The 20,227-nt window shown below is 71.1% G+C and carries 21 protein-coding genes; 13 read left to right on the top strand and 8 right to left on the bottom strand.

Annotation, left to right across the window (positions count from 1 at the left end):
* The first annotated feature begins 210 nt into the window (after nt 1-210).
* The 4 genes from IE239_RS03570 (at nt 211) to IE239_RS03555 (ending at nt 3,577) form a co-directional block, all read left to right on the top strand.
* Complete coding sequence (locus IE239_RS03570; RefSeq protein ID WP_190147764.1) at nt 211-1,164, top strand: heme o synthase; 954 nt, start codon at nt 211-213, stop codon at nt 1,162-1,164.
* A gap of 93 nt (nt 1,165-1,257) precedes the next feature.
* Nucleotides 1,258-1,614 carry a hypothetical protein gene (locus IE239_RS03565; protein WP_190147763.1) on the top strand — a complete coding sequence of 119 codons (357 nt, stop codon included), beginning with the start codon at nt 1,258-1,260 and terminating at the stop codon, nt 1,612-1,614.
* Between the two features lie 82 nt (nt 1,615-1,696).
* Nucleotides 1,697-2,803, top strand: coding sequence for an amidohydrolase family protein (locus IE239_RS03560; RefSeq protein ID WP_190147762.1), 1,107 nt, complete (start codon nt 1,697-1,699; stop codon nt 2,801-2,803).
* A gap of 18 nt (nt 2,804-2,821) precedes the next feature.
* Nucleotides 2,822-3,577: a nucleotidyltransferase domain-containing protein gene (locus IE239_RS03555; RefSeq protein ID WP_190147761.1), complete on the top strand. Its 756-nt coding sequence runs from the start codon at nt 2,822-2,824 to the stop codon at nt 3,575-3,577.
* Nucleotides 3,578-3,646: 69 nt separating this feature from the next.
* On the opposite strand, the gene IE239_RS03550 is transcribed toward IE239_RS03555, so the two are convergent.
* The 3 genes from IE239_RS03550 to IE239_RS03540 all read right to left on the bottom strand — a co-directional run bounded on the left by IE239_RS03550 (nt 3,647) and on the right by IE239_RS03540 (nt 6,402).
* Entirely contained in the window at nt 3,647-4,639 is a 993-nt protein-coding gene (locus tag IE239_RS03550) for a COX15/CtaA family protein (protein ID WP_190148034.1), read from the bottom strand.
* Between the two features lie 72 nt (nt 4,640-4,711).
* Complete coding sequence (locus IE239_RS03545; RefSeq protein ID WP_190147760.1) at nt 4,712-5,482, bottom strand: ABC transporter permease; 771 nt, start codon at nt 5,480-5,482, stop codon at nt 4,712-4,714.
* Entirely contained in the window at nt 5,479-6,402 is a 924-nt protein-coding gene (locus IE239_RS03540) for an ABC transporter ATP-binding protein (RefSeq protein ID WP_190147759.1), read from the bottom strand. The genes IE239_RS03545 and IE239_RS03540 overlap by 4 nt, the downstream gene beginning before the upstream one ends.
* Nucleotides 6,403-6,634: 232 nt before the next feature.
* Here IE239_RS03540 and IE239_RS03535 point away from each other — a divergent pair, with 232 nt between their 5' ends.
* The gene (locus IE239_RS03535) at nt 6,635-7,576 is read left to right on the top strand and encodes a glycoside hydrolase family 16 protein (protein WP_229877766.1); all 942 of its coding nucleotides are present in this window, start codon (nt 6,635-6,637) and stop codon (nt 7,574-7,576) included.
* A 37-nt stretch (nt 7,577-7,613) separates the two neighbouring features.
* Here the strand turns inward: IE239_RS03535 and IE239_RS03530 are convergent, their stop codons facing one another.
* From IE239_RS03530 to IE239_RS03510, 5 genes are read right to left on the bottom strand one after another with little or no spacing between them, the layout of a single operon-like run.
* Nucleotides 7,614-9,710 (bottom strand): sensor histidine kinase, encoded by a 2,097-nt coding sequence (locus tag IE239_RS03530; RefSeq protein WP_190147757.1) that lies wholly within the window; start codon nt 9,708-9,710, stop codon nt 7,614-7,616.
* Entirely contained in the window at nt 9,707-11,200 is a 1,494-nt protein-coding gene (locus IE239_RS03525) for a glycosyltransferase family 2 protein (RefSeq protein WP_229877764.1), read from the bottom strand. Before IE239_RS03525 ends, IE239_RS03530 begins: the two co-directional genes overlap by 4 nt.
* The gene (locus IE239_RS03520; RefSeq protein WP_190147756.1) at nt 11,197-12,303 is read right to left on the bottom strand and encodes a HEAT repeat domain-containing protein; all 1,107 of its coding nucleotides are present in this window, start codon (nt 12,301-12,303) and stop codon (nt 11,197-11,199) included. The genes IE239_RS03525 and IE239_RS03520 overlap by 4 nt, the downstream gene beginning before the upstream one ends.
* Nucleotides 12,300-12,674 carry a response regulator transcription factor gene (locus IE239_RS03515; RefSeq protein ID WP_190147755.1) on the bottom strand — a complete coding sequence of 125 codons (375 nt, stop codon included), beginning with the start codon at nt 12,672-12,674 and terminating at the stop codon, nt 12,300-12,302. The genes IE239_RS03520 and IE239_RS03515 overlap by 4 nt, the downstream gene beginning before the upstream one ends.
* Nucleotides 12,659-12,796 (bottom strand): hypothetical protein, encoded by a 138-nt coding sequence (locus IE239_RS03510; RefSeq protein ID WP_190147754.1) that lies wholly within the window; start codon nt 12,794-12,796, stop codon nt 12,659-12,661. The genes IE239_RS03515 and IE239_RS03510 overlap by 16 nt, the downstream gene beginning before the upstream one ends.
* 654 nt (nt 12,797-13,450) lie before the next feature.
* Between IE239_RS03510 and IE239_RS03505 the strand changes: the two genes are divergently transcribed.
* The 8 genes from IE239_RS03505 to IE239_RS03470 are packed head-to-tail and all read left to right on the top strand — an operon-like array spanning nt 13,451 to nt 20,080.
* Complete coding sequence (locus tag IE239_RS03505; RefSeq protein WP_190147753.1) at nt 13,451-14,194, top strand: helix-turn-helix transcriptional regulator; 744 nt, start codon at nt 13,451-13,453, stop codon at nt 14,192-14,194.
* On the top strand, nt 14,191-15,612 hold the full coding sequence (sufB, locus tag IE239_RS03500; RefSeq protein WP_190147752.1) for a Fe-S cluster assembly protein SufB: 1,422 nt from the start codon (nt 14,191-14,193) through the stop codon (nt 15,610-15,612). The genes IE239_RS03505 and sufB overlap by 4 nt, the downstream gene beginning before the upstream one ends.
* Before the next feature lie 56 nt (nt 15,613-15,668).
* Nucleotides 15,669-16,886: a Fe-S cluster assembly protein SufD gene (sufD, locus tag IE239_RS03495; RefSeq protein WP_190147751.1), complete on the top strand. Its 1,218-nt coding sequence runs from the start codon at nt 15,669-15,671 to the stop codon at nt 16,884-16,886.
* Nucleotides 16,886-17,218: a non-heme iron oxygenase ferredoxin subunit gene (locus IE239_RS03490; protein ID WP_190147750.1), complete on the top strand. Its 333-nt coding sequence runs from the start codon at nt 16,886-16,888 to the stop codon at nt 17,216-17,218. The genes sufD and IE239_RS03490 overlap by 1 nt, the downstream gene beginning before the upstream one ends.
* 7 nt (nt 17,219-17,225) lie before the next feature.
* Nucleotides 17,226-18,011, top strand: coding sequence for a Fe-S cluster assembly ATPase SufC (sufC, locus tag IE239_RS03485; protein WP_190147749.1), 786 nt, complete (start codon nt 17,226-17,228; stop codon nt 18,009-18,011).
* A complete protein-coding gene (locus tag IE239_RS03480; protein ID WP_190147748.1) occupies nt 18,008-19,264 on the top strand; it encodes a cysteine desulfurase in 1,257 nt (418 codons plus the stop codon). The genes sufC and IE239_RS03480 overlap by 4 nt, the downstream gene beginning before the upstream one ends.
* 19 nt (nt 19,265-19,283) lie before the next feature.
* Nucleotides 19,284-19,751 (top strand): Fe-S cluster assembly sulfur transfer protein SufU, encoded by a 468-nt coding sequence (gene sufU / locus IE239_RS03475; RefSeq protein WP_190148032.1) that lies wholly within the window; start codon nt 19,284-19,286, stop codon nt 19,749-19,751.
* Nucleotides 19,748-20,080: a metal-sulfur cluster assembly factor gene (locus tag IE239_RS03470; RefSeq protein ID WP_190147747.1), complete on the top strand. Its 333-nt coding sequence runs from the start codon at nt 19,748-19,750 to the stop codon at nt 20,078-20,080. Before sufU ends, IE239_RS03470 begins: the two co-directional genes overlap by 4 nt.
* Nucleotides 20,081-20,227 lie beyond the last annotated feature (147 nt).

Below are 20,227 nucleotides of genomic sequence, written 5' to 3'. Positions count from 1 at the left end.
CCGACCGGTGTGTTCCCTGTTCGGCAAGTGAATACGGAGCCGCTCGTACGAGTGCTCAACGGAGTGCCCACCGGCTCTTCCGCGGGCGTCGTCCAACACGACCCCACCCCCGCGAATACCGGGGTATGGGCAACGTCTACAGTGGCGTGGTACGCGCGAGCCTTTACGGTGAGTTCACACCCGCGGGCTTGCTGGGAGTCTCTGTCAGGGGTGTGCGTGACGGCCGTTGAATCCCGTCCAGTAGGGATCGTCGGGGCGAGCCAGAGCCCGAGCCGGCGGCCGGCCGGGGCCCGGGTCAAGGCGTTCGTGGCGCTGACCAAGCCGCGGATCATCGAACTGCTGCTGATCACCACCGTCCCGGTGATGTTCCTGGCGCAGCAGGGCGTCCCGGACCTCGGGCTCGTGCTCCTGACCTGCCTCGGCGGCTACCTCTCCGCGGGCGGCGCGAACGCCCTGAACATGTACATCGACCGCGACATCGACGCGCTGATGGACCGCACCTCGCAGCGGCCGCTGGTCACCGGGATGGTCAGCCCGCGTGAATGCCTCGCCTTCGGCATCACCCTCGCGGTGGGCTCGACACTGCTGTTCGGGCTGACCGTGAACTGGCTGTCGGCCTGGCTCGCCCTCGGCGCGCTCCTCTTCTACGTCGTCGTCTACACGATGATCCTCAAGCGCCGCACCTCGCAGAACATCGTGTGGGGCGGCATCGCCGGCTGCATGCCCGTGCTGATCGGCTGGTCCTCGGTCACGGACTCCCTCTCCTGGGCCCCGGTCGTCCTGTTCCTGGTGATGTTCTTCTGGACGCCGCCGCACTACTGGCCGCTGTCGATGAAGGTCAAGGACGACTACGCGCGCGTGGGCGTGCCGATGCTGCCGGTCGTCGCCTCCAACAAGACCGTCGCCCGGCAGATCGTCCTCTACAGCTGGGTGATGGTCGGCGTCTCGCTGCTCCTGCAGCCTCTCGGCTACACCGGCTGGTTCTACACCGCGGTGGCGCTGGCGGCGGGCGGCTGGTGGCTGTGGGAGGCGCACGGGCTGCAGAACCGGGCGAAGGCCGAGGTCACGGGCGGCAAGCTCAAGGAGATGCGGCTGTTCCACTGGTCCATCACCTATGTGTCGCTGCTGTTCGTGGCGGTCGCGGTGGACCCCTTCCTGCGCTGACGTCTCCCGTACGGCCCGACGGGCGGGGTGCGTGGTCAAGGCCACGCACCCCGGCCGTCGCCGTTGCCACTACCCGTCGGTAGCATCCTGACCATGGCAGACACCAAGCAGGTTGACGAGGCGGCCGACGCCAAGCGGGCCGCCAGGGCCGAGCGCAGGGCGGCGCGGCTCGCCAAGCGGATCAGCGCTTTCTCCAAGGCGCACGGCGGCGCCGAGAGTCAGATCGCCTACATCGGCGAGCGCGGCGCCCGCATCGTGCTCGTCGGCGAGGACGGCGGCTGGGGCGACCTGGTGGCGCCCTCCGTCGCGGTGGCCGAGCAGGCCGTGCGCAAGGCCGGGGTCACCGCCCATGAGTCCTTCGACGGAGAGTTCGCGGCGAAGGTGCGCACGGGGCCGTACGAGTGGACGCGGATGGCGGGCATCCAGGTCGGCGGACCGAAGAACCGCTGATCCCTCGCACACGCAACACCTGACGCCCGGTTCACCCGTTAGGACCCGTGGAAGCGACGTGGTCCATCTCCCGGGAGTCCGGATGTTCGAAACGCCGTCCTTGGTGGACCAGTACTGCCACGGCGTCCTGAGAACGGAGCTGGGCCTCGGCACCTTCGAGGCCCGGCTGGCGTGTACCGAGGGGCCGCCCGCGCCGGGCACGACGCTCTTCGACACGCAGACCGGGTTCGCGGTACGCCGCTGGTGCCCCCCGCTCCTCGGCCTGGAACCGCACGCCACGCCCGCCCGTTATCTCGCCCGGCGTCGTGAACTCGGCGTACTGGAAGCGGGCCGCCGGCTGCTGCGGGGCAGCGGCATCACCACCTACCTGGTCGACACGGGCCTGCCGGGGGACCTCACCGGGCCCGGCGAGCTGGCCTGCGCGGCAGCGGCCGAGGCCCGCGAGATCGTGCGGCTGGAGCTCCTCGCCGAGCAGGTCGCCGACACCTCCGGCACCGTCGAGTCCTTTCTCGCCAACCTCGCCGAGGCGGTCCGCGCGGCGGCCGCGACCGCCGTGGCCTTCACCTCCGTCGCGGGCGTCCGGCACGGACTGGCCCTCGCGCCCGAGCCTCCCGGCCCGGGCGAGGTGCGGGCCGCCGCCGGCCGCTGGCTGGCCGCCCGCGGGGCCGGCGGCGAACTGAGCGACCCGGTGCTGCTGCGCCACGTGCTGTGGAGCGCCGTCGCCTCGGAGCTGCCCCTGCAGCTGCACGCCGGACCCGGGGCGCCCGGGGCGCGCATCGACCGCACCGACCCCGCTCTGCTCACCGACTTCGTCCGGGCGACCGCGGGCCTGGGCACCGACCTCGTCCTGCTGCACGGCTACCCCTACCACCGCCACGCCGCCCATCTCGCCGGGGTCTTCCCGCACGTGTACGCCGACTCCGGCGCCGCGCTCGTGCGGACCGGCGCCCGCGCCGCGGCGGTCCTCGCGGAGATCCTGGAACTGGCCCCCTTCGGGAAGATCCTCTTCTCCAGCGGAGCCCAGGGCCTGCCCGAGTTGCACGTGGTGGGGGCGATGCTGTTCCGCGAGGCCCTGGACCGGGTGCTGGGGGCCTGGGTCGCGGAGGGCGCGTGGTCGCCGGGGGACGCGCGACGGGTCGCGGGCCTGATCGCGGCGGGCACCGCGCACCGGGTGTACCGGCTGGGCTGAGGCGGGGAGACTGGGCGCATGACCAACCCCACGGACGCCTTACTGGACCGATTCCTCACCGGACTGGCGGCGACGGTGGCGGAGCCGGTCGCCGTCTGGGCCCACGGCTCGCTCGCCGGGGGCGACTACCAGGAGGGCCGCAGCGACCTGGACCTCATCGCGGTCCTCGCGGGCCCTCTCGCCCCGCGCACGGTGTGGGCCCTGGCCCGGCTGCACGCCCGGCTGCGGGGCGAGCCGCTCGCCCCGCAGCTGCACTGCAGCTATCTCACCCCCGAGAACGCGGCCGGTCCAGAGCGGCGGCACCTCACCTGGGCGCACGGTGAGCTGTTCCGGCGGCCGGTCACCCCGGTGACCCGGCGCGAGCTGCTCGACTTCGGCAGGGTGCTGCACGGGGAACCGCCCCGCGCGCTGGTGCCGCCGGTGCCGGACAGCGAGCTTCGCGCCTTCGTCGTCCGCGACCAGCGCGACAACTGGCGGCCCGCGGTCGACATGGCCCGCCTCTGGCGCAGGGACGTCTGGGTCGACCTGGGGCTGCTGACCTTCGCCCGGGCGACGGTGACCGTGCGGGACGGCCGGCTGATCACCAAGCGCGGTGCCCTCGACGAACTGCCGGCGCTGGGCGCGCCGGCCGAGGTCGTGGCGGACATCGCCCGGCGCCGGTACGGGGGAGAAGCGGACCGCCCGGCCGACGCGGACTGGCCGGCCCGTCGTGCCGAGCTGACCCGGGCCTACCTGGCGCCCGCGATCGACGCGCTGGTCACCGCGTACACGTGACGCGCCGCCTCCGGCGCACGACGGGTCGCTCGTACGGGTGCGGTACGCGCGTGGGTCGCGCGCGGTGACTCACGCGCGGGTGCCGGCCGTCGCCTCCGCGGCGGGGCCCGGCAGGTCGACCGTCGTCCCGGCCCGTTCGCGCAGCGCCAGCGGCACGCGCAGGACCGCGATCCACACCAGGGCCGAGCCGAGCATGTGCAGACCGACGAGGAGCTCGGGGAGGTCGGTGAAGTACTGGACGTAGCCGATGACGCCCTGGGCGAGCAGCACCAGGAACAGGTCCCGGGTGCGGTCCAGCGGGCTCTTCGGGGCGTCGACCGCCTTGAGGATGAACCACAGGGCGAACGTCAGGGTCACGACGATCCAGGCGAGGACGGCGTGCAGCTTGGCGACCGTCTCCCAGTCCAGCGGCATGCGGTCGACCTCGCTGGAGTCGCCGGCGTGCGGGCCCGCGCCGGTGACCACCGTGCCGACGGCGATCAGCAGCCCGGAGGCGAGCACCAGGAACCACACCAGCTGGCGCACGGGCTTGCCGACCAGCGGACGGGGCTCCCCGTCGCCCTCCCGGGAGCGCTGCCACATCACCGCGGCGACCGCGATCAACGCCGAGGCGGCCAGGAAGTGCGCCGCGACCGTGTAGGGGTTCAGGCCGACGAGCACGACGATCCCGCCCAGCACGGCGTTGCTCATCACCAGCCAGAACTGCGCCCAGCCCAGCCGGGTCAGGCTCCGGCGGCGGGGCTTCTCCGAGCGGGCGGCGACGATCGCCCAGCCGACGGCCGCGCAGAGCACGTACGTCAGCATGCGGTTGCCGAACTCGATGGCGCCGTGGAAGCCCATCGCGCTGGTCGCGGTGAGCGAGTCGTCGGTGCACTTGGGCCAGGTCGGGCAGCCCAGGCCGGAGCCCGTGAGCCGGACGGCTCCGCCGGTGACGACGATGACCACCGACATCACGAGCGCGGACAGGGCCGCCCGCCGCACCGTCCGGGGGGCCGGGGTCCAGCGTGCGGCGACGAAGGCGAGGGGGTTGCGCACGGCGGCTACGGCGTCGGCACGGGTCACGTTCAACACGCACCCATCGTAAGCGCGCCGCTTGTGCACGCTTTCACGAGGGTCCCCCGAGCCGGGTCCCCGCTACTCCCAGCGGAAGAACCGGCCGGCCGCGGCGAGCCCGACGACCGCCCACACCGTGAGGATCCCCAGGTCGCCCCAGGGCAGGCCGGCGCCGTGCTGGAGCACGTCCCGCAGGCCGTCGGAGAGCGCCGTGACGGGCAGCAGCGCGAGCACGTCCTGCGCGACGGGCGGGAACTTGTCGAGCGGCACGATCACGCCGCCGCCCACGAGCAGCAGCAGGAAGACCAGGTTGGCCGCGGCCAGCGTCGCCTCCGCCTTCAGCGTGCCCGCCATCAGCAGACCGAGGCCGGAGAAGGCGGCCGTGCCGAGGACCAGCAGCAGCAGGACGGCAGCGGGGTTGCCGTGCGGGCTCCAGCCCAGGGCGAAGGCGATCGCCGTCAGCAAGGCCACCTGGAGGACCTCCGTGACCAGCACCGACAGCGTCTTCGCCGTCATCAGGCCCCAGCGCGGCAGCGGCGAGGAGGCCAGGCGCTTGAGCACGCCGTAGCGCCGTTCGAAGCCGGTCGCGATGGCCTGACCCGTGAACGCCGTCGACATCACGGCGAGCGCGAGGATGCCGGGGGCGAGGAAGTCCACCGCCTTCCCCGCGCCCGTGTCGACGATGTCCACGCCGCTGAACAGGACCAGCAGGAGGGCCGGGATCACGACGGTGAGCAGCAGCTGCTCGCCGTTGCGCAGCAGCATCCTGGTCTCCAGCGCGGCCTGGGCCCCGATCATGCGGGGGAGGGGGGCGGCCCCGGGGTTCGGCGTGTAGGTGCCGGTGGCGGTCATGAGCGCAGCTCCTTGCCGGTCAGTTCCAGGAAGACGTCCTCCAGGGTGTGCCTCTCGACCGAGATGCGGTCCGGCATCACCCCGTGCTGGGCGCACCAGGAGGTGACCGTCGCCAGCAGTTGCGGGTCGATTTTGCCCGTCACCCGGTAGGAGCCCGGGGTCAGCTCGGCGGCGGAGCTGTCTGCGGGCAGCGCCTTGAGCAGCGAGCCGACGTCGAGGCCGGGACGGCCGGTGAAGCGCAGGGTGTTCTCGGCCCCGCCCCGGCACAGCTCCTCGGGCGAGCCCTGGGCGATGACCCCGCCCGCGTCGATGATCGCGACGTCGTCGGCGAGCTGTTCGGCCTCGTCCATGTAATGGGTGGTGAGGATGACCGACACGCCGTCCGCGCGCAGATCGCGCACGAGGTCCCAGGCGGCGCGGCGGGCCTGCGGGTCGAGGCCGGCCGTCGGCTCGTCCAGGAACACCAGTTCGGGGCGGCCGACGACGGCCATCGCGAGCGCGAGGCGCTGCTGCTGGCCGCCGGAGAGCCGGCGGTAGGGCGTGCGGCCGCAGGAGCCGAGCCCGAGGCGCTCGACGAGCGCGTCGACGTCCAGCGGATGCGCGTGCAGTCCGGCGACGTGCCGGAGCATCTCCTCGGCCCGCGCTCCGGAGTACACACCGCCCGACTGCAGCATGACGCCGATCCGGGGGCGCAGCCCGGCGGCCTGTGCGACCGGGTCCAGGCCGAGGACGCGGACCGTGCCGGAGTCCGGCCTGCGGTACCCCTCACAGGTCTCGATCGTGGTCGTCTTCCCGGCCCCGTTGGGACCGAGTACGGCGGTGACGCCCGCCCGGGCCGTCAGGTCGAGGCCGTCCACCGCGGTCTTCGTGCCGTACCGCATCACCAAGGCCTGGACCTGGACTACGGGCTCACTTCGCATGGCCCCGAGTCTAGGTACGCGCGCGCCACCGGTGACCGGCGGGTGCGCCGTCCCCGTGTGCGGGGCTCACCGCTCCTGCGGTCCCGGGCTGCCGTCCCTCGCGCAGGGTGCCCTGTTCGGGCGAACCGGTCGCATTCGCCCCATACCGCTCCGTGGCCGGTGCTTCACTTGCGACGGCCCGTCCGAAGCGGGCAGCGGATGCCTCTCCCTTCCGCGGAAAGGAAGTCGAGTCATGGTCGGACCCGCCCTGCCCTCCCGGACGAGGGCCGCCGTCGCACTCGTCGCCTCCGTGATGACGTGTGCGGCCCTCGCGGCTCTCCCCGGCCCGGCGCGTGCCGCCGCCGACCACCGGCGGATCCCGTCGACGCGTGCTGTCGTCGGTCCCGCGCTGTTCGACGACTTCGACTACCTCTCCTCCGTCGACCAGCGGCTCGCCCAGCACGGCTGGACCCTGCGCTCGGGCCAGGGCGGCCCGGGTGTGTCCGGCGCCACGTGGAAGCCGCAGAACATCACCTTCGCCACCGCCTCCGGCAACTCCGTCATGACGATGCGCTCCGGCACCGACGGCACGGCGGCAGGCACCGAGCACACCGAGATCCTGCAGCAGCGCAAGTTCCTGTACGGCACCTACGCGGCGCGCGTCCGCTTCGGCGACGTCCCGATCATCGGGCCGGACGGGGACCACATGGTGCAGGCGTTCTTCACCGTCTCGCCGCTCGACCGTCCGCTGGACCCCGCCTACAGCGAACTCGACTTCGAGTACGTGCCCAACGGCGGATGGGGCATTCCCTCCAGCGCGCTGCTCGCCACCTCCTGGGAGACGTACGCGGAGGACCCGCCCCAGGAGGAGAACGTCTCCACCCAGGAACGCGCGAGCTTCAACGACTGGCACGACCTGGTGATCACCGTCGACAGCGGCACGATCACCTACTTCGTCGACGGCCGGCTCTTCGCCACGCACGGCGAGCCTTATGTACCCGAGTCCGCCATGAGCATCCGCTTCAACCACTGGCTGACCGACCTGCGGGGGATCACCGGCCGTAAGAAGCGCGCCTACGAGGAGAAGGTGGACTACGTGTACTTCGTCCAGGACCAGGTGCTCACCCCCGCCGCCGTGCAGGCCGCCGTCGCCGACTACCGGTCGCGGGGGGTGACCTTCGAGGACACCGTCTGAGCCGCCCGCGCGGCGAGGCGGGGCGGGGCCGGGAGGCTCAGGGCGAGAGGGGCGTCCCGCCCGCGGCGGCGATCGGCAGCCGGGCGGTGAAGGTGGTGCCGCGGCCCTCCTCGGACTCCACCTCCACCTCGCCCCCGTGGTTCGCGATGATGTTGCGCACGATGGTCAACCCCAGACCGGTGCCCGGGATGGCCGCCTCTGTGGCGTTCGAGGCACGGAAGAACCGCCGGAACAGCTTCTCCTGCTCCTCCGCGGGGATGCCGATACCGGTGTCGCTGACGGTCACGACCGCCTCGCCGTCCCGGCTGTCGGCGGTGAAGGTGACCTTGCCCCCCTTCGGGGTGAACTTCACCGCATTGGACAGCAGGTTCATCAGGACCCGGTCCAACTGGTCGCCGTCCGCCATCAGTACCAGGGGCCGGGGCGGGCTGTGTGTCTCCAGGGTGACGGAGGCGGCGTCGGCCGCCGGCCTGATGGCGTCGGCCGCCGACGCCATCAGCCGGACCAGGTCCACCGGCTCCTTCCTGGAGCGGAACGCCCCCGACTCGATGCGCGAGAGGGTCAGCAGGTCCTCGATGAGTGCCCGCAGGCGGTTGGCGTTGCGGTCGACGACGTCCAGCATGTGCCGCTGAGCAGGGGAGAGCGGCCCGGTCTCCTCCTTCAGCAGCTCGATGTAGCCCACGATGCTGGTCAGCGGGGTGCGCAGCTCATGAGAGACGGCGGACAGGAAGTCGCTCTTGGCCTTGTCCAGGGCGCGCAACTTCTCGACCAGGCGTGTTTCCCTCTCGTACAACAGCGCGTTGTGCAAAGCGCGGCCGACTCCGGCGGTCATGGACTCGGCGATCTCGATCTCTGCCGGGAGCCACGGGCGCTGCCGCCGGCCGCGTGCGAGGAAGAGGGCGCCGAACAGTTCGTCACCGACGCCGATCGGGACGACGAGCACGCCCACCAGGCCCAGCCTCTCGGCCGCGGCCCGTGCGTCCTGCGGCAGGCCGCCCTCGCCGAAGGAACCGGGCCCCCCAGGCAGTGGTGAGCCCCTGGCCAGCACGGCAGGCAGATCGTTGTGGCACCAGGCCGTTCCGCGCCGGTAGTGGTCGCGCAGCACTTCGAGGGGAACGGGCGGGATCGGCTGCTCCCCGGGGGGAAGCAGACCCGCCTCGGCGCTCCAGGCCCGTGCCGTGCGCACGACCGGGCTGTCGTCCTCGGCGCGGAGGACGAAGGCGTGTTCGGCGTCCAGTCCCTCGCCGATGCCTGCGCAGGCCGTGTCGAGGATCTGCTCGACGCTCAGATGCTCCCGGATGCGGACGCCGACGGCCCGTGCGGTCCGCGCCAGTGCGGTGCGCTCGTGTTCGATCGTCCGCAGCCGGTCGCCCTCGTCGGCGAGCGCGTTCACCGACCGTGCCACGGCTCTGATCTCCTGCGGTCCCTTCTCCTGCGCCCGCGCCGAGTGGTCGCCCGAGGCGAGCCGGTCGAGGGCCCGGACGGTGCCCTGCAGCGGCCGGGTCAGGGCACGCGTGGTGCGCACCGCCGCGACGACGCCCACGGTCCCGCCCGCGGTCAGCAGGAGGCCGATGGCCACGATGCCGCCCTCGAGGATCGTCTCGGCCCGGTTCTCCTCACGCGCGATGTCATCGGCGAGATGCTTCTCGAGGCGGCTGTTGGTGGTGTGGAAGACCCCGAACCGGCGGGCGGCCTCCTCTGTCAGCTCGGTCACCCGACTGCTGCCGGGTGCGGCCCTCGCCTGCTGGTCGGCGACCGCCACATAGGCGCGGAGCTGCCGGTCCTGCGCCGCCAGGTTCCGCCGGATCCCGGCGGTGGCGTGCCGGCCGGCCGCCGCGAGGGTGGTGAAAGGCTCGTCGCGCGCCTGGCGGTAGGCGGCCAGCTCCGCCTCGTGGCCGGTCAGCAGATAGGTGCGCACGGCACGGTGCATGCGGGTGGCCTGCTCGCGCGCGCGCAGGTTCTCCCGGGCGACCGGGTCCAGTTGCGTGATGACCCTGTTGTGCATGCGGTCCACCACGAGGGCCGCGGTCAGAGACCCGACCCCCAGGAGCACCAGCAGAGAGATCAACAGGCCGAAGGCCATGGTCAGCCTGCCTGCCACGGTTTCGCCGCGCCGTCCTGCGGTGAGCCTCATGGGCGGCGGTCCCCCTCTCGGACCCGCTCGCGCGGGCCGAATCCGCTGCGTGTCATCGCACCCCACACCTGCGGCGCCCGGTGCAGCGCGTCCCACATGCCACGCAGTCGCCACCACGCAGTGAACTGGCGGTAGCCGACGTTCTCGACGGCCGCGCCGACGAACGCGCCCCATACGTCCCGCCACCGTGAGAAACGGTGGTAGGCGTACTCCTCGACGGCGACCGACACCAGGCTGACGACCATCGCGTAGGCATAGGCGGCGAGCAGGAAGAGCCACAGGAACTCCGTGTCGACCGCGCCGATCAGCACGCCCAGGGGCACCAGCACGAGGCCGGCGAGTTCCACCAGCGGAGCCATCAGCTCGAAGAGCAGGTAGAACGGCAGGGCCATGAGGCCGACACGCCCGTAGCGCGGGTTGCCGATCATCCGGCGGTGCTTGAGCAGGATCTCCGTCAGGCCGCGTTGCCACCGCCGCCGCTGGCGCCCCAGGACGCGCAGACTCGAGGGCGCCTCGCTCCAGGAGATCGGCTCGGTGACGAACACGATGCGGTAGTCGCCGTGACGGTGGCCCTGCGCACGCAGGTGCCGGTGGAGGCGGACGACGAGTTCGGCGTCCTCGCCGACGCAGTCCGGGTCCATGCCGCCCACCGCCACCACGACGTCCCGCCGGAACAGGCCGAAGGCGCCGGCGATGATGAGCAGTCCGCCGGCCTTGGACCATCCGGTACGGCCGAGGAAGAATCCACGCAGATACTCGACGACCTGCGTACGTCCGAGCAGGTCCGTGGGGACGTGAGCCTCGACGACGCGTCCGGCCTCGACGGTGCAGCCGTTGGCGATGCCGACCACACCACCGCTGGCCACCACCCGCAGGGGGTCGTCGCTGAACGGCTTGGCCACGGCGAGCAGGGCCTGGGAGTCGAGGATGGAGTCGGCGTCCACCATGCACAGCAGCGGGTAGCGGGCCAGGTTGATCCCGACGTTGAGCGCGTCGGCCTTGCCCCCGTTGGCCTTGCGGGCCACCACCAGCGGCACCGGGCCTCCCGCGGGCAGGTGCAGCGAGCTGACAGCGCCCCGCACGGGGACGTCCTCCGGTACGACGTGCTCCACCTCGGCGAGGTCGAACGCGTCGGTGAGGGCGTCCAGCGTGCCGTCGGTGGAGCCGTCGTCGACGACGACGACCTCGAAGACCGGGTAGTGCAGCAGGAGCATGGCCCGTACGGCCTCCGTGATGCCCGCGGCTTCGTTGTAGGCGGGCATGATCACGGAGATCGGCGGAGTGAACGCACTGCCGGCCGCGTCCTCGTGACCGGCGAAGGGGGCGCGGCGTGTCCTGCGGACGAGTTCCGCGAGGGCGAGAAGGATCAACACCAGATAGCCGGTGTTGACAGCCAGGAAGTAGAGGATGACGGCGGCGTCGCACACCGTGATCACGTCGTGCAGCGCGCCCAGCGGTCCGTCCCACGTCTGCGCTCCCGCCACGCTCACAGGGTCACCTCGACGAGGACGTCGTGGCGGGTGCCTCCGACGGCCCGCTCCGCCAGCGCGGCCCTGGCCTGGGCGGCGGCCCGTGTGCCGGGGCGGCCGTCCGCGGCCTGGCGCAGCGCCGCCTCACCCTGGGGGCCGAGCCGCAGCAGCGCCCGCGCCGCGGCGCCCGCCACATGGGCGTCGACGTCGCCGAGCAGCCGCGTCAGCGGGACCGTCGCGGCGACGGCGCCCAGACCGCCCAGGGCCCCGGCGGCCACCATGCGCAGAGCGGCCGGGCGGTCGGGCCCGAGGGCCGCCACGAGCGGTGCGAGGCCCTCGGGCATGCCCAGCCTGCCCAGCGCGCGGGCCGCGCGGATGCGGACCTCGGTATCGGGATCCTCGCGCAGCGCCCGGACGATCTCGGGGGTCCGCGCGATGGCGCCGGTCGTCCCGAGCACCTCGACGGCCACGGCCCTGACGAGAGGAGACGGGTCCCGCAGCCCCGCCACGACACCCGGCAGAGCCTCGGGGCCGAGCGAGGTCAGCGCCGCGGTGACCACCCTGGGCGGCACGGTGCGCGGTCCGTGCAGGCTCCTCAGCAGCCGCGGTGCGGCCACCGGGTCACCGATGCGGCCCAGTGCGCGCGCCGCCGCGAGCCGCACCTCCCGGTCGCGGTCGCCGAGCAGACGGCACAGTGCCGGGACCGCCGGGCGGTGACCGAGCTGCCCCAGCAGCTGTGCGGCGCGGCCCCGCCGGGGCGCTGTGCGGCTGCCGAGGTCGGCGAGGGCGGCCGCGGCGGACCCGCGCCGCTCGCACAGCAGGACCAGTGCCGTGCGCGCCCGTCCGGTGACCTTGCCCAGCATCGACGTCACCGTCGGCTCGAGCGCGACCCAGGTCCGCCGGTCGATCCGCGCGATGCGGTCCAGCAGTTCGCTCTGCTCGTCGTCCGGGGCGCACAGCAGTTCCAGCAGCAGCACGCGTACCGGCGCCGCGATCCGCTCGTGTCTGCGTCTGCGGTGCGTACGGACCACCCTGATTCCCACGATCAGCAGGCTCAGCGCCAGCCCGGCGGCCAGCAGGTCCAGCAGCGCGCCGGTGACGAGGCCGACGGGGAGGGGTATCACCGCTCGACCCGGGTGAGCAACGCGGTGACCCGGCTGGACAGCTCGCGCGGGCTGAAGGGCTTGACGATGTAGTCGTCGGCGCCCGCGGCGAAGCCGAGTTCGACGTCTCCTTCCTGGGACCGCGCGGTGATGAGGATGACGGGCAGCGACGCTGTCTCGTCGCACGAGCGGAGCCGGCGGCACACGTCGAGCCCGGACAGCCCCGGCATCCGTATGTCGAGGAGTACGAGATCCAGCGGCTGCTCGCGCACCGCGCGCAGTGCGGCCACGCCGTCCTCCACGGCGGTGACCTGGTGGCCGCCCTGGTTCAGCTTGAACGCCACGAGGTCCCGGATGTCGGCGTCGTCGTCGGCGATCAGGACACGAGCCATTGCTCCTCCTGCGATACGGAGCCCCGGTGGGAGTCGATGAGCCGTGCCGCCGCCGCGTGCCGGAACGGCTCGGCCGGCTGCTCGTCCGTGGCGGGCTCGGACAGGTCCTCGGGATCGAGCACGGACGGCCCGGCGACGTGGCATCGCGGGGTCCGCTCGTCCGCTCGCAGTCTGCGGATGACCTCGCGTCCGTCGATCCCGGCAGCAGTACGTCGACGATCGCCATGTCCGGGGGGTCGGCGAACGCTCTGTCCAGCCCCTTCCCGCCCGGGTCCGCGGTCACCCGGCAGCCCGGACCGCTGAGACGCCGCTCCGGCCGGGCACGGACGTCGTGCTCGTCCTCGATGAGCAGAACGCGTACGAGTGCGCGCCGAGCGATCATCGCCTTCCCGACCGAGTGCGGCAGTTCTTACAAAATAGGAGTGTTTGTCGTCTTCTGCCACATGGGGCTCATGCTCCTCGGGAGCCCCCGTACCTCTCGTTCTCGCGTGACCGGACGAGGAGGGATCTCTCCGGATCCGGCGCCGGGTGCGTCCGGTCCGCCGCGAGGGCGCCGCCATGGCAGGTGGGCCGGTGGGAGGAGGTGCGGGCAAGGTGCCGCGGTGTCCCGGACGGGGGCTGCACAGGGCAGGGGTTCATCCGGCAGGCGGGTTCGCTCCGGTCGGGCGGAGGTCGTTTCCCCAGGTCGGATTAGGTATGCCTAAGTGACGCAGGGCACCGTGCCGCCGATCGGGCGCGGCTTGCCTGCTTCCGAGGAATTACGCAACAATGGCGTTGTGAAAAACGTCGGCGAGGTTCGGGAGCCCCCCACGGGGACCCACCAGGAGGAACTCGCGACCGGTGAGCGGTCCACCCGCAACCGGGTCGCGCGGTCCATCCTGGACCACGGGCCGTCGACCGTCACCCAGCTGGCCGGACGGCTGGGGCTGACCCCCGCCGCCGTGCGCCGCCACCTCGACGCCCTGGTCGCCGACGACGTCGTGCAGGCCCGCGAGCAGCGCGTGTACGGCGCGCGCACGCGCGGGCGCCCCGCCAAGGTCTTCGCGCTCACCGACTGCGGCCGCGACGCGTTCGACCAGTCCTACGACAAGCTCGCCGCGGACGCCCTGCGCTTCATCCAGGAGCGGTTCGGCGGGGACGAGGCGGTCGTCGCCTTCGCGCGCGCCAGGATCGCCGAGCAGGCCACCGCGTACCGCGAGGCCGTCGAGGCCGCCGCCCCCGAGGAGCGCACCGAAGCCCTCGCCAGGGCCCTGAGCGCGGACGGGTACGCTGCTACGGCGCGCAGCGCACCGGTCGGCGAGCAGCTGTGCCAGCACCACTGTCCCGTCGCCCATGTCGCGGAGAAGTTCCCGCAGCTCTGCGAGGCGGAGACCGAGTTCTTCTCCCAGCTGCTCGGAACGCACGTCCAGCGGCTGGCGACCATCGCGCACGGCGACGGCGTCTGCACGACGTTCATCCCCAGAGTTTCCACAGCCACCCACAACGCATCCGCAAGCACGGCCGGGAGGAACCCCGCATGACTCTCCCCACGGAGACTGCCCACCCCGAACTCGAGGGCCTGGGTAAGTACGAATACGGCTGGGCCGACTCCGACACCGCCGGCGCCTCTGCGAAGCGCGGTATCAACGAGGACGTCGTCCGGGACATCTCCCAGAAGAAGTCCGAGCCGGAGTGGATGACGAAGCTCCGTCTCAAGGGCCTGCGGCTCTTCGAGAAGAAGCCCATGCCGAACTGGGGCTCGGACCTGTCGGGCATCGACTTCGACAACATCAAGTACTTCGTGCGCTCCACCGAGAAGCAGGCGGAGTCCTGGGAGGACCTGCCCGAGGACATCAAGAACACGTACGACAAGCTCGGCATCCCCGAGGCGGAGAAGCAGCGCCTCGTGGCCGGTGTCGCGGCCCAGTACGAGTCCGAGGTCGTCTACCACCAGATCCGTGAGGACCTGGAGGAGCAGGGCGTCATCTTCCTCGACACCGACACCGCGCTGAAGGAGCACCCGGAGCTCTTCAAGGAGTACTTCGGCACGGTCATCCCGGTCGGCGACAACAAGTTCGCGTCGCTGAACACCGCGGTGTGGTCCGGCGGTTCCTTCATCTACGTGCCGAAGGGCGTGCACGTCGAGATCCCGCTCCAGGCCTACTTCCGCATCAACACGGAGAACATGGGCCAGTTCGAGCGGACCCTGATCATCGTCGACGAGGGCGCCTACGTGCACTACGTCGAAGGCTGTACGGCCCCGATCTACAAGTCGGACTCGCTGCACAGCGCCGTGGTCGAGATCATCGTCAAGAAGAACGCCCGCTGCCGTTACACGACCATCCAGAACTGGTCGAACAACGTCTACAACCTGGTCACCAAGCGCGCCGTGGCGTACGAGGGCGCGACCATGGAGTGGATCGACGGCAACATCGGCTCCAAGGTGACGATGAAGTACCCGGCCGTCTACCTGATGGGCGAGCACGCCAAGGGCGAGACGCTCTCCATCGCCTTCGCGGGCGAGGGCCAGCACCAGGACGCCGGCTCCAAGATGGTCCACATGGCGCCGAACACGTCGTCGAACATCGTGTCGAAGTCCGTCGCGCGCGGTGGCGGCCGTACGTCCTACCGCGGCCTCGTCGAGATCGGCGAGGGCGCACACGGCTCGAAGTCCAACGTGCTGTGCGACGCGCTGCTCGTCGACACCATCTCCCGCTCCGACACGTACCCCTACGTGGACGTCCGCGAGGACGACGTGTCCATGGGCCACGAGGCGACCGTCTCCAAGGTCAGCGACGACCAGCTCTTCTACCTCATGAGCCGTGGCATGACCGAGTTCGAGGCGATGGCGATGATCGTGCGCGGCTTCGTCGAGCCCATCGCGAAGGAGCTGCCCATGGAGTACGCCCTCGAACTCAACCGGCTGATCGAGCTCCAGATGGAAGGCGCGGTCGGCTAAGCGACCGCCGTCCCCCGTCAAGCCACTCACGCAAGAAAGCGAGCAGACCGACAGCCATGGCTGAGGCTCAGAACTCCCCCACCTCCGGCATCGCTCCGGCGGGTGGACGCCCACCGGTGGGCAGCACGACCGCCGGCCAGATCGCGGTGGCCGCCGAGTCGACCGTCGCCACGCGCATGAGCGCGCCCCCGTCCTTCGACGTCGCGGACTTCCCCGTCCCGCACGGCCGCGAGGAGGAGTGGCGGTTCACGCCGCTGGAGCGGCTGCGCGGCCTGCACGACGGCACGGCCGTCGCCACCGGCGAGGGCGTCAAGGTCGCCGTCGAGGCCCCCGAGGGCGTCCTCGTCGAACTCGTGGACCGCGACGACGCCCGCCTCGGCAGGGCGGGCGCCCCGGTGGACCGGGTCGCCGCCCAGGCGTACTCCGCGTTCGAGAAGGCCGGCGTGGTCACCGTCCCCAAGGAGACGGTGCTCACCGAGCCGATCCGCATCACGGTGCACGGCGAGGGCGGGGTCTCCTACGGCCACCAGGTCGTCGAGCTGGGCGCCTTCGCCGAGGCCGTCGTCGTCATCGACCACACCGGTGACGCCGTGCTCGCCGCCAACGTCGACTACGTCCTCGGGGACGGCGCGAAGCTGACCGTCGTCTCCGTCCAGGACTGGGACGACAAGGCCGTGCACGTGGCGCAGCACAACGCCCTCGTCGGGCGTGACGCGACCTTCAAGTCGGTCGTGGTGACCTTCGGCGGCGACCTCGTCCGTCTGCACCCGCGCGTCACGTACGCCGGCCCCGGCGCCGAGGCCGAGCTGTTCGGCCTGTACTTCACGGACGCCGGTCAGCACCAGGAGCACCGCCTGCTGGTCGACCACAACGTCCCGCACTGCAAGTCCAACGTCGTCTACAAGGGCGCACTGCAGGGCGAGGCCGCCCACGCCGTCTGGATCGGCGACGTGCTCATCGAGGCCAAGGCCGAGGGCACGGACACCTACGAGATGAACCGCAACCTCGTCCTCACCGACGGCGCGCGGGTCGACTCGGTGCCGAACCTGGAGATCGAGACCGGCGAGATCGTCGGCGCCGGCCACGCCTCGGCCACGGGCCGCTTCGACGACGAGCAGCTCTTCTACCTCATGGCCCGCGGCATCCCGGCCGACGAGGCCCGTCGCCTGGTGGTCCGCGGCTTCTTCGCCGAGCTGGTCCAGCAGATCGGCGTCGACGACATCGAGGAGCGCCTGCTCGCCAGGATCGAGACCGAGCTGAAGGCCACCGTCTGATGGCCGACGACCGTGCTCGATTCGTCCGGGTCTGCGCGCTGAGCGAGCTGGAGGAGGACACCCCCAAGCGGGTGGAGCTCGACGGCACGCCGGTCTCGCTCGTCCGCACCGTTGGGGAGGTGTTCGCCATCAACGACATCTGCTCGCACGCGAACGTCTCGCTCTCGGAGGGCGAGGTGGAGGACTGCCAGATCGAGTGCTGGCTGCACGGCTCCTCGTTCGACCTGCGCACCGGCAAGCCGTCCGGCCTTCCCGCGACGCGCCCCGTCCCCGTATACCCCGTAAAGATCGAAGGGGACGATGTGCTCGTCTCCCTCTCCCAGGAGTCCTGAGACACCCATGGCAACGCTTGAAATCCGAGACCTGCACGTCACCGTCGAGGCTGACAACGCCACGAAGGAGATCCTCAAGGGCGTCGACCTCACCGTGAAGCAGGGCGAGACGCACGCCATCATGGGCCCCAACGGCTCCGGCAAGTCGACGCTCGCCTACTCGCTCGCGGGTCACCCGAAGTACACGGTCACCGGCGGCACCGTCACCCTCGACGGCGAGGACGTCCTGGAGATGTCCGTCGACGAGCGCGCCCGCGCCGGCCTCTTCCTCGCGATGCAGTACCCGGTCGAGGTCCCCGGCGTCTCCGTGTCGAACTTCCTGCGCACCTCCGCCACCGCCGTCCGCGGCGAGGCCCCCAAGCTGCGCACCTGGGTGAAGGAGGTCAAGGAGGCCATGGAGCGCCTCAACATGGACGCCTCCTTCGCCGAGCGCAACGTCAACGAGGGCTTCTCCGGCGGCGAGAAGAAGCGCCACGAGATCCTCCAGTTGGAGCTGCTGCGGCCGAAGGTCGCGATCCTCGACGAGACCGACTCCGGCCTCGACGTCGACGCCCTGCGCATCGTCTCCGAGGGCGTCAACCGCGTCCGGGAGACCGGCGAGGTCGGCACCCTGCTGATCACGCACTACACGCGCATCCTGCGCTACATCAAGCCCGACTTCGTCCACGTCTTCTCGGGCGGCCGCATCGTCGAGTCCGGCGGCGCCGAGCTCGCCGACAAGCTGGAGAACGAGGGCTACGAGGCGTACGCGAAGCTCGACGGAGCCGACACGAAGGGTGGCGTATCCGCGTGACACAGCTGCCGGGCCTCCTCGACGTCGAGGCGATCCGCAAGGACTTCCCCATCCTGGACCGTCAGGTCCACGACGGTAAGAAGCTCGTGTACCTGGACAACGCGGCGACGTCGCAGAAGCCGCGCCAGGTGCTGGACGCCCTCAGCGAGTACTACGAGCGCTACAACGCCAACGTCCACCGCGGTGTGCATGTGCTCGCCGAGGAGGCCACGGCGCTGTACGAGGGCGCGCGCGACAAGGTCGCCGCGTTCGTCAACGCGCCGAGCCGCGACGAGGTGATCTTCACCAAGAACGCCTCGGAGTCGCTCAACCTCGTGGCGAACATGCTGGGCTGGGCCGACGAGCCCTACCGCGTGGACCACGAGACCGAGATCGTCATCACGGAGATGGAGCACCACTCCAACATCGTGCCGTGGCAGCTGCTCGCGCAGCGCACGGGTGCGAAGCTGAAGTGGTTCGGCCTCACCGACGACGGCCGGCTCGACCTGTCGAACATCGACGAGATCATCACGGAGAAGACGAAGATCGTCTCCTTCGTGCTGGTGTCGAACATCCTCGGCACCCTGAACCCGGTCGAGGCGATAGTGCGCCGCGCGCAGGAGGTCGGTGCGCTCGTCTGCATCGACGCCTCGCAGGCCGCGCCGCACATGCCGCTGGACGTGCAGGCGCTGCAGGCCGACTTCGTGGCCTTCACCGGCCACAAGATGTGCGGCCCGACCGGCATCGGCGTCCTGTGGGGCCGCCAGGAGCTGCTCGAGGACCTGCCGCCGTTCCTGGGCGGCGGCGAGATGATCGAGACCGTGTCGATGCACTCCTCGACGTATGCTCCGGCCCCGCACAAGTTCGAGGCGGGTACCCCGCCGATCGCCCAGGCGGTGGGACTCGGCGCGGCGATCGACTACCTCTCCTCGATCGGCATGGACAAGATCCTCGCCCACGAGCACGCACTCACCGAGTACGCGGTGAAGAGGCTCGGCGAGGTCCCCGACCTGCGCATCATCGGCCCGACCACGGCCGAGGACCGGGGCGCGGCGATCTCCTTCACGCTCGGCGACATCCACCCGCACGACGTGGGCCAGGTGCTGGACGAGGAGGGCATCGCGGTCCGGGTGGGCCACCACTGCGCCCGCCCCGTCTGCCTGCGCTACGGAATTCCCGCGACCACACGAGCGTCGTTCTATCTGTACTCCACGCCGGCCGAGATCGACGCTCTGGTCGACGGTCTGGAGCACGTACGGAACTTCTTCGGCTGAGGGGTTGGCGAGCGAGCGGATGAAGCTGGACTCGATGTACCAGGAAGTCATCCTGGACCACTACAAGCACCCGCACGGGCGTGGTCTGCGCGATGGCGACGCCGAGGTGCACCACGTCAATCCGACGTGCGGCGACGAGATCACCCTGCGGGTCAAGTACGACGGCACGAAGATCGAGGACGTCAGTTACGAGGGGCAGGGCTGTTCCATCAGCCAGGCCAGCGCCTCCGTCCTGAACGACCTGCTGGTCGGCAAGGACGTGGCGGACGCGCAGAGGATCCAGGAGACCTTTCTGGAGCTGATGCAGTCCAAGGGCCGGATCGAGCCCGACGACGCGATGGAGGAGGTGCTGGAGGACGCGGTCGCGTTCGCCGGCGTCTCCAAGTACCCGGCACGGGTCAAGTGCGCCCTCCTCAGCTGGATGGCGTGGAAGGACGCGACGGCCCAGGCCCTGGGCGGAGCCGACGCCGAAAGGAACACGGCATGAGCGAGACCCTTGAGATGAAGCCCGCCTCGGAGGAGGAAGTCCGCGAGGCGCTGTACGACGTCGTCGACCCCGAGCTGGGCATCGACGTGGTCAACCTCGGCCTGATCTACGGCATCCACATCGACGACGCGAACATCGCGACGATCGACATGACCCTGACGTCGGCGGCCTGTCCGCTGACGGACGTCATCGAGGACCAGGCGAAGTCCGCCACGGACGGTCTGGTCAACGAGCTGCGCATCAACTGGGTCTGGATGCCGCCGTGGGGCCCGGACAAGATCACGGACGACGGCCGCGATCAGCTGCGCGCGCTCGGGTTCAACGTCTGACGGCCTGACGGTCTGACGGACCGACAGATGTGGGCCCCCGGCAGAGCTTCCGTTCTAGTGGTCGTCGCAACACCCCAGCTCAGGGGATGCGATGGACTTCGAGATTCGGGATGAGCGGAAGCCTCAGGGGCCCCGCAGGTTGGTCGC

This window comes from Streptomyces humidus (assembly GCF_014649655.1).
Classification (GTDB): domain Bacteria; phylum Actinomycetota; class Actinomycetes; order Streptomycetales; family Streptomycetaceae; genus Streptomyces; species Streptomyces humidus.
The sequence above is the reverse complement of the archived record's forward strand: the minus strand, read 5'-3'. Positions and strand labels throughout refer to the sequence as shown.

Bases quoted from the DNA above. Each gene is read 5' to 3' on its own strand.
- IE239_RS03565 (WP_190147763.1), top strand. From the start codon at position 1,258: ATGGCAGACACCAAGCAGGTTGACGAGGCGGCCGACGCCAAGCGGGCC.
- IE239_RS03560 (WP_190147762.1), top strand. From the start codon at position 1,697: ATGTTCGAAACGCCGTCCTTGGTGGACCAGTACTGCCACGGCGTCCTG.
- IE239_RS03555 (WP_190147761.1), top strand. From the start codon at position 2,822: ATGACCAACCCCACGGACGCCTTACTGGACCGATTCCTCACCGGACTG.
- IE239_RS03545 (WP_190147760.1), bottom strand. From the start codon at position 5,482: ATGACCGCCACCGGCACCTACACGCCGAACCCCGGGGCCGCCCCCCTC.
- IE239_RS03540 (WP_190147759.1), bottom strand. From the start codon at position 6,402: ATGCGAAGTGAGCCCGTAGTCCAGGTCCAGGCCTTGGTGATGCGGTAC.
- IE239_RS03535 (WP_229877766.1), top strand. From the start codon at position 6,635: ATGGTCGGACCCGCCCTGCCCTCCCGGACGAGGGCCGCCGTCGCACTC.
- IE239_RS03530 (WP_190147757.1), bottom strand. From the start codon at position 9,710: ATGAGGCTCACCGCAGGACGGCGCGGCGAAACCGTGGCAGGCAGGCTG.
- IE239_RS03515 (WP_190147755.1), bottom strand. From the start codon at position 12,674: ATGGCTCGTGTCCTGATCGCCGACGACGACGCCGACATCCGGGACCTC.
- sufB (WP_190147752.1), top strand. From the start codon at position 14,191: ATGACTCTCCCCACGGAGACTGCCCACCCCGAACTCGAGGGCCTGGGT.
- sufD (WP_190147751.1), top strand. From the start codon at position 15,669: ATGGCTGAGGCTCAGAACTCCCCCACCTCCGGCATCGCTCCGGCGGGT.
- IE239_RS03490 (WP_190147750.1), top strand. From the start codon at position 16,886: ATGGCCGACGACCGTGCTCGATTCGTCCGGGTCTGCGCGCTGAGCGAG.
- sufC (WP_190147749.1), top strand. From the start codon at position 17,226: ATGGCAACGCTTGAAATCCGAGACCTGCACGTCACCGTCGAGGCTGAC.
- sufU (WP_190148032.1), top strand. From the start codon at position 19,284: ATGAAGCTGGACTCGATGTACCAGGAAGTCATCCTGGACCACTACAAG.
- IE239_RS03470 (WP_190147747.1), top strand. From the start codon at position 19,748: ATGAGCGAGACCCTTGAGATGAAGCCCGCCTCGGAGGAGGAAGTCCGC.